Source organism: Vibrio sp. Hal054 (assembly GCF_037162405.1).
In the GTDB taxonomy this organism is placed as follows: Bacteria; Pseudomonadota; Gammaproteobacteria; order Enterobacterales; family Vibrionaceae; genus Vibrio; species Vibrio diazotrophicus.
In genome coordinates this window covers 2,901,060-2,917,371 of record NZ_JARLUT010000001.1, presented here as the reverse complement: position 1 = coordinate 2,917,371, position 16,312 = coordinate 2,901,060, and the positions used below count along the sequence as shown (strand labels likewise).

Genomic DNA, 16,312 nt, shown 5'->3' with positions numbered 1-16,312 from the left:
TGTTCTAGTAACAAAGCAACTTAGGTTTCAATGAACTGAGTGACCAATACAAATAACTTCGGTTATTTGGCACAGTCAATTCATTACCGTTCTGTTGGAATGGTAATAGCTTTAAAATTACTTTTTACTTTCGAGTAAAAACAGTTTTGAAGTCAGTATTCGTTGAGCCGACAAAATCTTAAATTGAAGAGTTTGATCATGGCTCAGATTGAACGCTGGCGGCAGGCCTAACACATGCAAGTCGAGCGGCAGCACAGAGAAACTTGTTTCTCGGGTGGCGAGCGGCGGACGGGTGAGTAATGCCTGGGAAATTGCCCTGATGTGGGGGATAACCATTGGAAACGATGGCTAATACCGCATGATAGCTTCGGCTCAAAGAGGGGGACCTTCGGGCCTCTCGCGTCAGGATATGCCCAGGTGGGATTAGCTAGTTGGTGAGGTAATGGCTCACCAAGGCGACGATCCCTAGCTGGTCTGAGAGGATGATCAGCCACACTGGAACTGAGACACGGTCCAGACTCCTACGGGAGGCAGCAGTGGGGAATATTGCACAATGGGCGCAAGCCTGATGCAGCCATGCCGCGTGTGTGAAGAAGGCCTTCGGGTTGTAAAGCACTTTCAGTCGTGAGGAAGGTGGTGTTGTTAATAGCAGCATCATTTGACGTTAGCGACAGAAGAAGCACCGGCTAACTCCGTGCCAGCAGCCGCGGTAATACGGAGGGTGCGAGCGTTAATCGGAATTACTGGGCGTAAAGCGCATGCAGGTGGTTTGTTAAGTCAGATGTGAAAGCCCGGGGCTCAACCTCGGAATAGCATTTGAAACTGGCAAGCTAGAGTACTGTAGAGGGGGGTAGAATTTCAGGTGTAGCGGTGAAATGCGTAGAGATCTGAAGGAATACCGGTGGCGAAGGCGGCCCCCTGGACAGATACTGACACTCAGATGCGAAAGCGTGGGGAGCAAACAGGATTAGATACCCTGGTAGTCCACGCCGTAAACGATGTCTACTTGGAGGTTGTGGCCTTGAGCCGTGGCTTTCGGAGCTAACGCGTTAAGTAGACCGCCTGGGGAGTACGGTCGCAAGATTAAAACTCAAATGAATTGACGGGGGCCCGCACAAGCGGTGGAGCATGTGGTTTAATTCGATGCAACGCGAAGAACCTTACCTACTCTTGACATCCAGAGAATCCTGCGGAGACGCGGGAGTGCCTTCGGGAACTCTGAGACAGGTGCTGCATGGCTGTCGTCAGCTCGTGTTGTGAAATGTTGGGTTAAGTCCCGCAACGAGCGCAACCCTTATCCTTGTTTGCCAGCGAGTCATGTCGGGAACTCCAGGGAGACTGCCGGTGATAAACCGGAGGAAGGTGGGGACGACGTCAAGTCATCATGGCCCTTACGAGTAGGGCTACACACGTGCTACAATGGCGCATACAGAGGGCAGCGAACTTGCGAGAGTAAGCGAATCCCAAAAAGTGCGTCGTAGTCCGGATTGGAGTCTGCAACTCGACTCCATGAAGTCGGAATCGCTAGTAATCGTGAATCAGAATGTCACGGTGAATACGTTCCCGGGCCTTGTACACACCGCCCGTCACACCATGGGAGTGGGCTGCAAAAGAAGCAGGTAGTTTAACCTTCGGGAGGACGCTTGCCACTTTGTGGTTCATGACTGGGGTGAAGTCGTAACAAGGTAGCGCTAGGGGAACCTGGCGCTGGATCACCTCCTTACGTAAAGATTCTCTTGATGAGTGTCCACACAGATTGATTAGGTTTAGAAAGTAAAGAGACGATACTGGGTCTGTAGCTCAGGTGGTTAGAGCGTTCGCCTGATAAGCGAGAGGTCGGTGGTTCAAGTCCACTCAGACCCACCAATCTTTCCTTGTGAAGATTGAACAGTATCGACACCTGATGGGGTTATAGCTCAGCTGGGAGAGCGCCTGCCTTGCACGCAGGAGGTCTGCGGTTCGATCCCGCATAGCTCCACCATCTTTAAGCGCATTCGATGAGTGCTTTTAAAAATGGTTTTCGTAAACTCTTTGTTTATAAAAACTCTTGCTCTTTAACAATTTGGAAAGCTGACAGTTAATAATTTGATTAATTATTAACTATTAAAAGTTCTCAAATCCTAGATGACTCAGTCATTTAGGTACCAATACACATTCAAGTGTTCTTGGGAATCTTACTTTATAAGTAAGTATTGATATTTGAGTCCGGCAAAATCGAAATGTCTCTCGCTCATTCAAATAATGAGAGACAACTAAACCTTGGTTGTTTGCCATACGAAAGACCCTTTGGGGTTGTATGGTTAAGTGACTAAGCGTACACGGTGGATGCCTTGGCAGTCAGAGGCGATGAAGGACGTATTAACTTGCGATAAGCGTAGATAAGGCAGTAAAAGCCACTTGAGTCTACGATTTCCGAATGGGGAAACCCACTCACATAAGTGAGTATCATTAACTGAATACATAGGTTAATGAGGCGAACCGGGAGAACTGAAACATCTAAGTACCCCGAGGAAAAGAAATCAATTGAGATTCCGAAAGTAGCGGCGAGCGAAATTGGATTAGCCCTTAAGCTTTTAATGACACAGGTGAAGATTCTGGAAAGTATCGCGATACCGGGTGATAGCCCCGTAACCGACATGTCATTTTGAGTGAAAACGAGTAAGGCGGGACACGTGATATCCTGTTTGAATATGGGGGGACCATCCTCCAAGGCTAAATACTCCTGACTGACCGATAGTGAACCAGTACCGTGAGGGAAAGGCGAAAAGAACCCCTGTGAGGGGAGTGAAATAGAACCTGAAACCGTGTACGTACAAGCAGTAGGAGCCTCTTCGTGGGGTGACTGCGTACCTTTTGTATAATGGGTCAGCGACTTATATTCAGTGGCAAGGTTAACCGTATAGGGGAGCCGTAGGGAAACCGAGTCTTAACTGGGCGTTTAGTCTCTGGATATAGACCCGAAACCGAGTGATCTAGCCATGGGCAGGTTGAAGATTGAGTAACATCAATTGGAGGACCGAACCGACTAATGTTGAAAAATTAGCGGATGACTTGTGGCTAGGGGTGAAAGGCCAATCAAACTCGGAGATAGCTGGTTCTCCCCGAAAGCTATTTAGGTAGCGCCTCGGACGAATACTACTGGGGGTAGAGCACTGTTAAGGCTAGGGGGTCATCCCGACTTACCAACCCTTTGCAAACTCCGAATACCAGTAAGTACTATCCGGGAGACACACGGCGGGTGCTAACGTCCGTCGTGGAGAGGGAAACAACCCAGACCGCCAGCTAAGGTCCCAAATGATTACTAAGTGGGAAACGATGTGGGAAGGCTCAGACAGCTAGGATGTTGGCTTAGAAGCAGCCATCATTTAAAGAAAGCGTAATAGCTCACTAGTCGAGTCGGCCTGCGCGGAAGATGTAACGGGGCTAAGTAATCAACCGAAGCTGCGGCAATGCGATTTATTGTATTGGGTAGGGGAGCGTTCTGTAAGCCGTTGAAGGTGTGTTGTAAAGCATGCTGGAGGTATCAGAAGTGCGAATGCTGACATGAGTAACGATAAAGGGGTGAAAAACCTCCTCGCCGGAAGACCAAGGGTTCCTGTCCAACGTTAATCGGGGCAGGGTGAGTCGACCCCTAAGGCGAGGCCGAAAGGCGTAGTCGATGGGAAACGGGTTAATATTCCCGTACTTCTTACAATTGCGATGGGGGGACGGAGAAGGCTAGGTGGGCCTGGCGACGGTTGTCCAGGTTCAAGTGCGTAGGCTTGAGAGTTAGGTAAATCCGGCTCTCTTTAAGGCTGAGACACGATGTCGAGCTACTACGGTAGTGAAGTCATTGATGCCATGCTTCCAGGAAAAGCCTCTAAGCTTCAGATTATAAGGAATCGTACCCCAAACCGACACAGGTGGTCGGGTAGAGAATACCAAGGCGCTTGAGAGAACTCGGGTGAAGGAACTAGGCAAAATGGTACCGTAACTTCGGGAGAAGGTACGCTCTTGACGGTGAAGTCCCTTGCGGATGGAGCTGATGAGAGTCGCAGATACCAGGTGGCTGCAACTGTTTATTAAAAACACAGCACTGTGCAAAATCGTAAGATGACGTATACGGTGTGACGCCTGCCCGGTGCCGGAAGGTTAATTGATGGGGTTAGACTTCGGTCGAAGCTCTTGATCGAAGCCCCGGTAAACGGCGGCCGTAACTATAACGGTCCTAAGGTAGCGAAATTCCTTGTCGGGTAAGTTCCGACCTGCACGAATGGCGTAATGATGGCCACGCTGTCTCCACCCGAGACTCAGTGAAATTGAAATCGCTGTGAAGATGCAGTGTACCCGCGGCTAGACGGAAAGACCCCGTGAACCTTTACTACAGCTTGGCACTGAACATTGAACCTACATGTGTAGGATAGGTGGGAGGCTTTGAAGCGCAGACGCTAGTTTGTGTGGAGCCGTCCTTGAAATACCACCCTTGTATGTTTGATGTTCTAACTCAGACCCGTTATCCGGGTCGAGGACAGTGCCTGGTGGGTAGTTTGACTGGGGCGGTCTCCTCCCAAAGAGTAACGGAGGAGCACGAAGGTGGGCTAAACACGGTTGGACATCGTGTGGTTAGTGCAATGGCATAAGCCCGCTTGACTGCGAGAATGACAATTCGAGCAGGTGCGAAAGCAGGTCATAGTGATCCGGTGGTTCTGAATGGAAGGGCCATCGCTCAACGGATAAAAGGTACTCCGGGGATAACAGGCTGATACCGCCCAAGAGTTCATATCGACGGCGGTGTTTGGCACCTCGATGTCGGCTCATCACATCCTGGGGCTGAAGTCGGTCCCAAGGGTATGGCTGTTCGCCATTTAAAGTGGTACGCGAGCTGGGTTTAGAACGTCGTGAGACAGTTCGGTCCCTATCTGCCGTGGGCGTTGGAGAATTGAAGGGGGCTGCTCCTAGTACGAGAGGACCGGAGTGGACGAACCTCTGGTGTTCGGGTTGTTACGCCAGTAGCATTGCCCGGTAGCTAAGTTCGGAATTGATAACCGCTGAAAGCATCTAAGCGGGAAGCAAGCCCTGAGATGAGTTCTCCCTGGCACTTTAAGTGTCCTAAAGGGTTGTTCGAGACTAGAACGTTGATAGGCAGGGTGTGTAAGTGCTGTGAGGCATTGAGCTAACCTGTACTAATTGCCCGTGAGGCTTAACCATACAACACCCAAGGGGTTTTGTGGGCTCAAAGCAAGAACAGAATTGAATGTGTAGAGAACATGCTCTTTATTTAAGAGAAAGCAGCTTTCCGAATTTTAAAATTTTGCTTGGCGACCATAGCGATTTGGACCCACCTGATTCCATGCCGAACTCAGAAGTGAAACGAATTAGCGCCGATGGTAGTGTGGGGTCTCCCCATGTGAGAGTAGGACATCGCCAGGCTCATATTTAGCACCAAGCGCTAACCAATGCGGAGCGGTAGTTCAGTTGGTTAGAATACCGGCCTGTCACGCCGGGGGTCGCGGGTTCGAGTCCCGTCCGCTCCGCCACTATTTGAAGCCTCGTCAGAAATGACGGGGCTTTTTTGCGTCTGAAGGAAAGTGACCAAGGCAAAGCGGCAGCTCAGTGGGTTGCTCCTTGTTTAACAGAAAGCTGGTCTGTTACACCGGGGAAGCGCTAAGTAAGATAGTAAGTCTAGTTTTCTCCGCCATTATCTAAAGCCTCGTCATAAATGATGGCCTTCATGAACACGCGACTTATATAGTTCGACAGTTGGTTTTGTTTAAGTCTAAGCAGGGCTCAACGCCTATAGAGTATCAAAGTAGTATATTTAAAGTCCCCTGAACTCTAACGTATGTTTAATAAAAAGCAGATTATTCATAAGTGACTTTTCAGATTCTTCATTCCCTCTGCACTCAACGAGATAGAGCGATACTAAAGCTTCGATACTTGAGGATGCGTTCGTTGATGAGTCTACGTGGATTAGTGCTTATTGCTCTCTATAAATAATGGTTAGTTTAGATCCTCTTATAAGATCATAGAGCAGCGAGTATTACGTGCTTATGGTGAAGGAGATGAACGGAGAACTAGTGGTGGGGGCAAAAGAAGGAAGCTTAGGCAAATTGGCCATGTTTCTTTGGCAAATAATAAATGGCATATAAAAAAAGCAGCAACCAAGGTCGCTGCTTTCCAGAAGATTAATGCTTAGACATTTTGTTGTTGGCTTTCTTGTACGTCGCTGTGTTGAGCACTTTCTTCTTCCATCTCTTTCTCTTTCAGTTTGGCTTTTTCAATCATCGGAGTGATTGTAGAACCTTGAATCAGGATAGAGAACACCACTACAGCATAGGTCATAACCAGAATCAGCTCTTTAACGTCGATAAGCTTATCTGGGATGACCATCATTCCTGAAGGAATTGATAGTGCCATCGCTAAAGCTAATCCTCCGCGTAGCCCACCCCAAGTTAAGATCTTTATCGACCAAGGGTTATATTTACGGTAACGCTTGAAACCTATATATGAGACAAACACGCTAGAGTAACGGGCTGCGAGGACTAGTGGTACAGCAAAAGCCATTAGGATCCAGTCTTCTTCGTGGAATTCGAAAAGAAGCATCGACATACCTATCAAAAGGAACAAGACGCCGTTTAAGAATTCATCCACCAACTCCCAGAAGTGATCAAGATGTTCCTCACTCTCTTTAGAGAAACCAATAAATCGTGTCCAGTTACCAATCATGATTCCTGATACCACCATGGCTAATGGACCTGACACGTGGATTACGTCTGCAAATACATAACCAGCGGTTGGCACACCGATAGTCAGTAAGAGCTCCATTGAATGGTCGTTGGTTGCGCTAATTAAATAGTGGAACAGTAACCCTAATAGAAAGCCGTAAACGATGCCGCCAAGCGCTTCTTGCGCAAATAATGCGACTACACTTCCTACTGTTGGTGCTTCTTTGCCGAATGCGACGGTAAAGATAGTTACAAATATGACTAAACCGAAGCCGTCGTTAAACAGCGACTCACCTTCGATTTGGGTCGAGATTCGTTTAGGCGCGTTTAGCTTTTTCACGATAGCCAGTACTGCGATTGGGTCGGTTGGTGAAATCAGCGAACCAAACAATAAACAGTAAACAAGATCTAAATGAATACCGATAAAGTAACAGAAGCCGTAAAGGCCAAATCCGATGAAGAAGGTAGAGAACAGAGTTGCCCCAAGTGCGAGTACGGTAATCTCCCATTTTTGATCTTTTAAGTGAGGGAGTTTAATACCGAGGCCGCCAGCAAATAGAAGGAAGCCCAAAATGCCTTTTAGCAGAAAGCTCTCAAAATTTATACTGGTCACTGTTTCAGTTGCAATTTGAGTGAGGTGGAACCAGTCATTTTGACCAGCAATAAGGATAAGTAATGAGAGCACCATAGAGCCAGCAGTAATGGCTATTGTGGTTTGCATTTTACCTATCTTGCTGTTTAAAAAAGCAATCATCATTGCAGCAGCAGATAGAAAGCACAGGGTATAGTAGACCGACATTTTCTTCTTCAAATGTAACTAAATGTGAGAGAAATTGTCCTTTGATGATGAACAAATAGCAAACACTTTTTACCTATAGATTTATCAATTTTATAACGAACGCATTTGTAGTAATTAGATGTTTTAGACGTCTAGATTTCTAATCAATGTATGATAGGATGTCGAACAAGCAATAAAGGAATAATGAGGCTGTACTGTGGGTAGTAATCTAAAGCACCAGATCGAAGCGCAATTGAAGCAACGTATTATGTTGATTGATGGTGGTATGGGCACCATGATCCAAGAGCATAGATTGCAAGAGGAAGATTATCGTGGTGAACGTTTTGCCAATTGGCATTGTGATCTAAAAGGAAATAACGATCTCTTAGTTCTCACTCAGCCTCAGTTAATTAGAGGTATTCACTCTGCTTACTTGCAAGCAGGGGCTGACATCCTTGAAACCAATACCTTCAACGCAACCACGATTGCAATGGCTGATTACGACATGCAGTCTTTGAGCGAAGAAATTAACTTTGCCGCAGCCAAATTGGCGCGTGAAGTTGCGGATGAATGGACGGCAAAAACACCGGATAAACCTCGCTACGTTGCAGGTGTGTTAGGGCCAACCAACCGTACGTGTTCTATCTCTCCAGATGTAAACGATCCCGGCTACCGTAATGTCGAGTTTGATCAGCTAGTCACAGCTTACTCTGAATCTACACGCGCTTTAATTAGAGGCGGCAGCGATCTGATTTTGATCGAAACTATTTTCGATACTTTGAATGCGAAAGCGTGTGCCTTTGCTGTTGATGCTGTGTTTGAAGAACTTGGCATCGAATTGCCTGTCATGATCTCAGGTACTATCACTGATGCATCAGGTCGAACTCTGTCCGGCCAAACCACAGAAGCATTCTATAACTCCTTGCGCCATGTTCGCCCAATTTCGTTTGGTTTGAACTGTGCTTTGGGCCCGGATGAGCTGCGTCAATACGTAGAAGAGCTTTCTCGCATTTCAGAAAGTTATGTTTCTGCTCACCCGAATGCGGGATTACCAAATGCATTTGGTGAATATGACTTATCACCAGAAGATATGGCGGAGCACATTGGTGAATGGGCTCAAGCAGGGTTCCTCAACTTAGTTGGCGGTTGTTGTGGTACCACCCCTGAGCATATCGCAGCAATGGCTAAAGTAGTTGAAGGAGTCGCTCCACGCGCTATTCCGGAGATCAGCGTAGAGTGTCGACTGTCTGGTTTAGAGCCTCTGAGCATTGCCCCAGAAACATTGTTCGTTAACGTTGGTGAGCGTACTAACGTTACGGGTTCAGCCCGCTTTAAACGTCTTATTAAAGAAGAACTCTATGATGAGGCTTTAGATGTTGCTCGTGAGCAAGTCGAGAATGGCGCACAGATCATTGATATCAACATGGATGAAGGCATGTTGGATGCGATGGCTTGTATGGAACGATTCCTTAAGTTGTGTGCATCAGAACCAGAGATCTCGAAAGTGCCAATCATGGTTGACTCATCGAAATGGGAAGTGATTGAAGCCGGCCTGAAATGTATTCAGGGCAAAGGTATCGTTAACTCAATATCGCTAAAAGAAGGCGAAGAAAAATTTATTCATCAGGCGAAATTGATTCGTCGCTATGGTGCTGCTGTTATCGTTATGGCCTTTGACGAAGTAGGGCAGGCGGATACTCGTGAACGTAAGATAGAAATCTGTCGTCGCGCCTATCATATTCTTGTCGACCAAGTGGGTTTTCCTGCGGAAGATATTATTTTCGACCCGAACATCTTTGCCGTTGCTACTGGTATTGATGAACACAACAACTATGCTCTCGATTTCATCAACGCCGTTGCAGATATCAAACGCGAACTTCCACATGCAATGATTTCCGGTGGTGTGTCTAACGTCTCTTTCTCTTTCCGCGGTAACAACTACGTACGTGAAGCGATTCATGCGGTGTTCCTATACCACTGTTTTAAGAATGGTATGGACATGGGCATCGTCAACGCTGGTCAGTTAGAGATATACGATAACGTGCCAGATAAACTGCGTAATGCGGTTGAAGATGTCATTTTGAACCGCGACGATGGTGCCACTGAGCGTCTGTTGGAAATCGCTGAAGAGTATCGTGAAAATGCTGTCGGCAAAGAGGAAGATGCCTCTTTACTGGAATGGCGCACTTGGCCAGTTGAAAAGCGTTTAGAGCACGCACTTGTTAAAGGTATTACTGAATTTATCGTTGAAGATACTGAAGAAGCTAGGGCTAAAGCGACCAAGCCTCTTGAAGTAATCGAAGGTCCATTAATGGACGGCATGAATGTCGTCGGGGACTTGTTTGGTGAAGGGAAAATGTTCCTGCCGCAGGTGGTGAAATCTGCCCGTGTGATGAAGCAGGCTGTTGCGTACCTAGAGCCCTACATCAATGCGCTGAAACAAGCAGGGTCGACAAACGGTAAGATCCTATTAGCAACCGTGAAAGGTGATGTTCACGATATCGGTAAGAATATCGTTGGTGTTGTACTGCAATGTAACAACTATGAAATCATCGACCTTGGCGTAATGGTGCCGTGCGAGACAATTCTGAAAGTGGCTCGCGAGAAGAATGTCGACATTATCGGTCTGTCAGGTTTGATTACGCCGTCTTTGGACGAAATGGTTCACGTAGCGAAAGAGATGGAGCGCCAAGGATTTGAGTTACCACTACTGATTGGTGGCGCAACCACATCAAAGGCGCATACGGCTGTTAAGATTGAGCAGAACTATCATCAGCCAGTGGTGTATGTAAACAATGCGTCACGCGCTGTAGGCGTATGTTCCGCATTGCTTTCTGATGAACGTCGTCCTGAATTTGTTGAACGTCTGAATCTTGATTACGAAAGAACGCGTGAACAGCACGCACGGAAAAAGCCGAAGAGCCGCCCTGTGACTTTAGAGCAAGCCCGAGCAAACAAGGCTGCAATAGATTGGCAGATATACACACCACCGGCACCAGTTAAACCGGGTATTCATGTATTTAAAGATTTTGATGTTTCAGTTTTACGTCAGTACATCGACTGGACACCATTCTTTATGACTTGGTCTCTGTCAGGAAAATATCCTGCAATTCTTGACCATGAATTGGTCGGGGAAGAGGCTCGTAAGCTGTTCAAAGATGCGAATGACTGGATTGACCGTATCGAAACCGAAGGGCTTATGAAGGCCAACGGTATTTGTGGTCTGTTCCCTGCGGCAAGTGTGGATGACGATATTGAAGTGTATGCGGATGAATCACGCCAGCAAGTGATTAAAGTGCTGCATAACTTGCGTCAGCAAACCGAGAAGCCAAAAGGAGCGAACTACTGTCTGTCCGATTTTGTTGCGTCTAAACACAGTGGCAAACAAGACTGGATTGGTATGTTTGCTGTGACAGGCGGTATTGGTGAACGTGAACTGGCTGACGACTTCAAAGCCAAAGGTGACGATTACAACGCGATTATGGTTCAAGCGGTTGCTGACCGTTTGGCAGAAGCGTTTGCTGAATATCTGCATATGAAAGTGCGTACTGAGATTTGGGGTTATGCTCCTGATGAAAATCTAAGTAATGAAGATTTGATTCGCGAGAAGTATCAGGGTATTCGCCCTGCTCCGGGTTATGCGGCTTGCCCTGAGCATACGGAGAAAGGTGCTATTTGGGATCTATTAGGTGTGCAAGAGAAGATTGGTATGGAACTGACAACCAGTTACGCCATGATGCCGGGTGCATCTGTTTCTGGCTGGTATTTCTCACATCCGGATTCTCGCTACTTTGCCGTTGCTCAGATCCAAGATGATCAAGTTCAGAGTTATTCGCAGCGCAAAGGTTGGGATATCCTTGAAGCTGAAAAATGGTTGGGTCCTAACATTAACGGTTAGGATTACCGAGCATAGAAACGCAAAAGGTCACCGCTTGGTGACCTTTGTTTTACGTGATGAGTTATCTGATTATCGATTCTCGAACAGATCCAAATGCAGTTTCTGAATCACGGCTTTAGATTCAGGAGCATCGACGAGGAAGCAAAGGTTGTGGTCGCTTGCTCCGTAGCAGATCATACGCAAGTTAAAATCACCTAAGGTGCTGAACACTTCTTTCGCATAGCCTTTGGTTTCCATGTGGTTACCAATCAATGCTACTAGGCAAAGGTTATGCTCGACTTCTACAGTACAAAGCTCTTGTAACTCTTCTCTCGCTTCTTGTGGCAGTTCAGGCGCACCGCCTGATGTGTCCGTTTTATCTAGTGTCAGAGACACACTGATTTCAGAAGTGGTGATAAGGTCTACCGAGATTTTGTATTTTGCCAAAACTTCGAATACTTTCGCTAAGAAACCATACGCATGGAACATCTTCGCACTGCGTAAAGTCACCATAGTTTGATTGCAGCGTAGTGCTAGCGCCCGGAACTGCGGTGAGTTCTCGACTTGTTGACGAATCCAAGTGCCACCTTTTTCTGGCTCTTTAGAAGAACCGACAAATACAGGGATTTCATGGCGAAGTGCTGGCACCAGTGTTGAAGGGTGTAGGATCTTCGCACCAAAGTTCGCCATTTCAGAGGCTTCACTAAAGCTGATCTCTGGAATTGGTGCAGCTTTAGGTGCAATGCGAGGATCTGTTGTGTAGATCCCCGGAACATCCGTCCAAATCTCTAAGCCAGAAGCTTTTACTGATTCCGCAATCAGCGCAGCAGAGTAATCACTGCCGCCACGACCAAGTGTTGTCGTATTACCTTGTTCATCAGAACCGATGAAACCTTGAGTAACAACCACATATTCCGCACAAAGTGGGGCAAGTTTTTCTTGAGCCAGTTTCGCGATTTCTTCGATTTGTGGTTCAGCTCGGCCGTAATGGCTGTCTGTTCTTAATACTTCACGAATATCAAAGCGAACGGCATTAACACCGCGCTCACGCATTAACTGGGTCAAGATATACGTCGACATCAGTTCGCCGCAAGCGACCAAATGATCTGTCAGCTTTTTGCTGGACTGAAATGATGCAGCTTCGGCAGCGCTAGCGATGCTATCTAGCATCGAATGAACTTCTTTTTCTACTTGGGTCGGTTCAGACAATTGGTCGATAATCGAATCATGAATATCAGCCAACTGTTTCATGATGCTTAATCTTTGGTCTGCATCCTGAACGCCATTAGCAAGTTCAACAAGTAAGTTCGTTACGCCAGAGCAAGCACTGCTGACGACTAATCGTGTTTGTGGGTTATTTTCGATAATTGCAGAGCAACGGCTCATTGCTTCAAAATTTGCAACACTTGTTCCACCAAACTTGGCGACATTGAATGCGCTCACTACATTTCTCCCGGACTTCCTAGAAATAAAAAAGGTTGGTAATCCAACTTCCAATGTTTTGAAGAGAGTTTCTTAGAGCAAAATAGAGGGGAGTAACAACAGGCAGGTTGTATAAAATTCCTCAGAAGCTCTTCATCAGCATAGCACCGATGACAGTTGAAGGGATTCAACCCTGACAACCGATAAACCAAATCCACAACTTTGATTTATCTCGGCACTGCTCCCCCTGAATGTTTTGTTTTGGAGTTGAGGCTCCACAAAACATCTGCCTGGGCAGTGCTCCTCTTCTGTTATCCCATCCTGCTTAGTGTTGTATCTGTGCGGCTACGATTTGTGCTCAAATCAGCTCACGTATACAACCCTAATGAGTAAGGGATAAATAGCTCACTCATTGAACGGTTTTGTGAAACTGTTGTCAATTGTAAATTTGTGATAAATGAAAATAAATGTGTCGAAATTGTCAGGCAGCATAGACCTCTGTCGAATTGTCGTCGTCTTGATTCTGCCGTACTCTACATTTTCGTACGTGAAAGCTTATTACTAATAATAACTGGGAGCACCTATGACTATACAAAGCTTCATCCCTCCGCACCGAACTCTTATGGGACCAGGTCCTTCGGATATCTCTCCTCAAGTATTACAGGCTCTTAGTCGTCCAACTGTTGGGCATTTAGACCCGTTGTTTGTCGCTATGATGGATGAGCTAAAGGTGCTACTTAAATATGCTTTCCAGACTGAAAACGAGTTCACCATTGCGGTATCAGCACCGGGTAGTGCGGGTATGGAGGCGTGTTTCGTCAATTTGCTTGAGCCCGGCGATAAAGTGATTGTTTGCCGCAACGGTGTCTTTGGCGAGCGTATGCGTGAAAATGTTGTCCGTTGTGGCGGTATTGCTATCACAGTCGATGATGAGTGGGGAACTCCAGTCTCTGTTAGCAAAGTAGAGCAAACCATCAGCCAACATCCCGATGCAAAACTTCTTGCTTTCGTCCATGCTGAAACATCAACAGGGGCTTTGAGTGACGCTCAAACACTTGGCGCTTTGGCTAAGCAAAATAATATGCTGACGATTGTTGATGCTGTGACTTCATTGGGTGGCGTTCCACTGCTGGTGGATGAATGGCAATTGGATGCAGTTTATTCTGGAAGTCAGAAGTGCCTTTCTTGTGTGCCGGGGTTATCACCTTTGACTCTGTCAGCAAAAGCGATCGAAAAGATCCAAGCGAGAAAGACGCCGATCCAAAGTTGGTTCTTAGATCAGAGTTTAGTGTTGGGGTATTGGAGTGGCGGCAATAAACGCAGCTATCATCATACTGCACCCGTGAACAGTTTATACGCATTGCACGAAGCATTGCTGATTTTGAAAAATGAAGGGTTGGAGAATGCTTGGTCTCGTCATCAAGCGATGCATGAAAAACTCAAGCTTGGTTTAGAACAAATGGGTTTCAAATTTGTGGTGGAAGAAGGATATCGCTTACCACAACTGAATGCGGTGTATATTCCAGAAGGTGTTGATGACGCTAAAGTTCGTAGCCATCTTCTCAATGAATACAATTTGGAAATTGGTGCAGGGCTCGGTGCGTTAGCTGGTAAGGCGTGGCGTATTGGTGTTATGGGTTATGGCGCCCGTTCTGAAAATATCGCTTTGTGTCTCAGAGCACTGGAAGAATCTCTGACTCAATAAAACTTCGGTTAATAAAGGTGGCTTTTGCCACCTTTCTTTTTACTCAATATCTGTCTCAGATTGCTCCGAGTTATCGAATAAGCTCTGGTATTGTATATGGCTAAAATCTAATTCAGGAAACAGAAACTCGGCCTCAGTTTTAGTTTGTTCAGCTCGGCTGGTATCGCCAATTGCTTGATAAGCCATGATCAACTTCTCATACAATCCTGGTCTCGGTTTGCTTTGAATAATCTTCAAAGACCAGTCGATATAAGGCTGGATGTACTCGTATTTCTTCTCGTTTAACCCTAGATCTAAATAAGTGCTGTACATTTCCCAATCCAATCTGTCTTTGATGAGCACTGGATTGACGACTTTATTCAATATATCCAGTTGCTTTGGGTTGGATGTTTCAAATTTAGTCAGGTAGAAATTGGTATGCAGCACACTCACCATATAAAAACAGGTGACGATTGGCAGAGTCAAACTTGTGATTCGTAATAGTGTTTTGCTGAGTTTGCTAAAACGAAACACACGATATTTTGCTACGCGCTGGTCAATCCAGAACAGTAATATCATAAAGGTTAACCAGTGAATGCTCGATTGGTAGAAAGGTGCATCGACTAGGCTGTGAATGACGATTGGCAGTAACAAAGCGAACATGGCCAATCGGGTGCCTTTCTTCGCTGAGTATATCCGAATCAGTACAAAGCTCGCCGCTAAAGCCATTCCTAATACGGGTAATAATCCGCCTTCAATCCCCCAAAATAGAAACTCATTGTGAGGATGTTCCATCGATGGAATTCCTACTTTGTAGTTTGGATTGAGCTGATGTTGCCTAGCGGTATACAGGATATAACTTGATTCAAACTTACCGTAACCATAGCCTGTAAATGGCTTTTCAATCAGCATATCGATGGATTGAGGAAGAACGCTGCTATAAGGAACGGATGAAAGGTAAGGCTCTACATCGCGGTCTTGATTGTGGGGTAAATACAGCGCACCTAGGCCAATGATTAATCCTGAAACCGTTGCTAATACCCAGTTTATAAAACGTTGACGAGGTGAAAAACGATACAGATATGGAAGAATAAGTAACACACCTACTGCAGCAGATATCCAACCAACCAGAGAATGCAAGACGATTATTAGTGGGATAGAAACCACAGGTGTTATGTACAGTAAGCTCACTTCACTGAGTTTTTTATTGTATTTTTTCGGTTGGCGAGCCAATAAGTACCCTGAAAGCACTAGACCGGTAGTAAGGAAGCTGGCCATGGCATCAGGGTGCTGAAAAATGCCGTAAGGCAGGTTTTTTACAGTGTCATAGTTAAAGATATTGCCAGTGTGTAAGACACTGTATTGATAAACACCAAATAGCGCTTCAATGAGGCTAGCAAAGACAACAAACAGAAGTAACTTCTGTTTGTTTTTATTACTGAAATGAAATTGTTGTAGTACTAAAAAAAGTGAAAATCCGGCCCATAAACCAATGATTTTGGTTAATTCGCTGTACCACTGCGCGTTAGCAAAAAACAGCGGAAGCGTCATGATCACACAGCAGACCCAAAGACCGATAGTCAGTTTGGAATATCTCAAACGCTGATAGCTGCTCATTTGATATAGGCCGATTGCTAAGGGAATACTGATAGCAATCCAAGTCGCTGCATTGAAGGGTAACGACAATCCATCACCGCCTAAATTGGGCATAAAAACGTGCATTGCTATGAGATAAACAAAGCTAACCGCTATCAGAAACGGTTTGTTTTTAGGCACACTCGGTGCTTGTGGCTCAAGTTGTGTTCCGCTTAACAGCAAGGTTGCCATAAGTGTTTCAATGTCCTTTG

At 46.1% G+C, this 16,312-nt stretch carries 5 protein-coding genes, 3 tRNA genes, 3 rRNA genes and 1 riboswitch; of the genes, 8 read left to right on the top strand and 3 right to left on the bottom strand.

The features are described from left to right. Positions 1 to 180 precede the first annotated feature (180 nt). From P4S58_RS13560 to P4S58_RS13535, 6 genes are all read left to right on the top strand, one after another. Positions 181 to 1,723, top strand: a 16S ribosomal RNA gene (locus P4S58_RS13560). A 66-nt stretch (positions 1,724 to 1,789) separates the two neighbouring features. Further along, a tRNA-Ile gene (locus P4S58_RS13555) sits at positions 1,790 to 1,866 on the top strand. Positions 1,867 to 1,905: 39 nt separating this feature from the next. Then, positions 1,906 to 1,981: transfer RNA gene (locus tag P4S58_RS13550), tRNA-Ala, on the top strand. A gap of 317 nt (positions 1,982 to 2,298) precedes the next feature. Then, positions 2,299 to 5,187 (top strand): 23S ribosomal RNA (locus P4S58_RS13545). Positions 5,188 to 5,293: 106 nt separating this feature from the next. Continuing rightward, positions 5,294 to 5,409, top strand: a 5S ribosomal RNA gene (gene rrf, locus P4S58_RS13540). The 16S, 23S and 5S rRNA genes sit together here with 3 tRNA genes alongside, the layout of an rRNA operon. Positions 5,410 to 5,439: 30 nt before the next feature. Further along, a tRNA-Asp gene (locus P4S58_RS13535) sits at positions 5,440 to 5,516 on the top strand. 655 nt (positions 5,517 to 6,171) lie between these two features. Here the strand turns inward: P4S58_RS13535 and P4S58_RS13530 are convergent. Continuing rightward, positions 6,172 to 7,503: a cation:proton antiporter gene (locus tag P4S58_RS13530; protein WP_042489373.1), complete on the bottom strand. Its 1,332-nt coding sequence runs from the start codon at positions 7,501 to 7,503 to the stop codon at positions 6,172 to 6,174. A gap of 196 nt (positions 7,504 to 7,699) precedes the next feature. On the opposite strand from P4S58_RS13530, the gene metH reads away from it, so the two are divergent. Further along, entirely contained in the window at positions 7,700 to 11,380 is a 3,681-nt protein-coding gene (gene metH, locus P4S58_RS13525; protein ID WP_102964286.1) for a methionine synthase, read from the top strand. Between the two features lie 69 nt (positions 11,381 to 11,449). On the opposite strand, the gene lysC is transcribed toward metH, so the two are convergent. Then, positions 11,450 to 12,802: a lysine-sensitive aspartokinase 3 gene (gene lysC / locus P4S58_RS13520; RefSeq protein ID WP_042489367.1), complete on the bottom strand. Its 1,353-nt coding sequence runs from the start codon at positions 12,800 to 12,802 to the stop codon at positions 11,450 to 11,452. 117 nt (positions 12,803 to 12,919) lie between these two features. Next, a riboswitch (Lysine riboswitch) is annotated at positions 12,920 to 13,097 on the bottom strand. Positions 13,098 to 13,364: 267 nt separating this feature from the next. Between lysC and P4S58_RS13515 the strand changes: the two genes are divergently transcribed. After that, positions 13,365 to 14,486 carry a pyridoxal-phosphate-dependent aminotransferase family protein gene (locus P4S58_RS13515; RefSeq protein WP_102964285.1) on the top strand — a complete coding sequence of 374 codons (1,122 nt, stop codon included), beginning with the start codon at positions 13,365 to 13,367 and terminating at the stop codon, positions 14,484 to 14,486. A 39-nt stretch (positions 14,487 to 14,525) separates the two neighbouring features. Here P4S58_RS13515 and P4S58_RS13510 read toward each other — a convergent pair whose 3' ends face one another. Further along, a complete protein-coding gene (locus tag P4S58_RS13510; protein WP_102964284.1) occupies positions 14,526 to 16,292 on the bottom strand; it encodes a PglL family O-oligosaccharyltransferase in 1,767 nt (588 codons plus the stop codon). Between the last annotated feature and the right edge of the window lie 20 nt (positions 16,293 to 16,312).

Excerpts from the sequence above, each read along its gene's own strand:
- P4S58_RS13515 (WP_102964285.1), top strand. The coding sequence starts at position 13,365 with ATGACTATACAAAGCTTCATCCCTCCGCACCGAACTCTTATGGGACCA.
- P4S58_RS13510 (WP_102964284.1), bottom strand. The coding sequence starts at position 16,292 with ATGGCAACCTTGCTGTTAAGCGGAACACAACTTGAGCCACAAGCACCG.
- P4S58_RS13530 (WP_042489373.1), bottom strand. The coding sequence starts at position 7,503 with ATGTCGGTCTACTATACCCTGTGCTTTCTATCTGCTGCTGCAATGATG.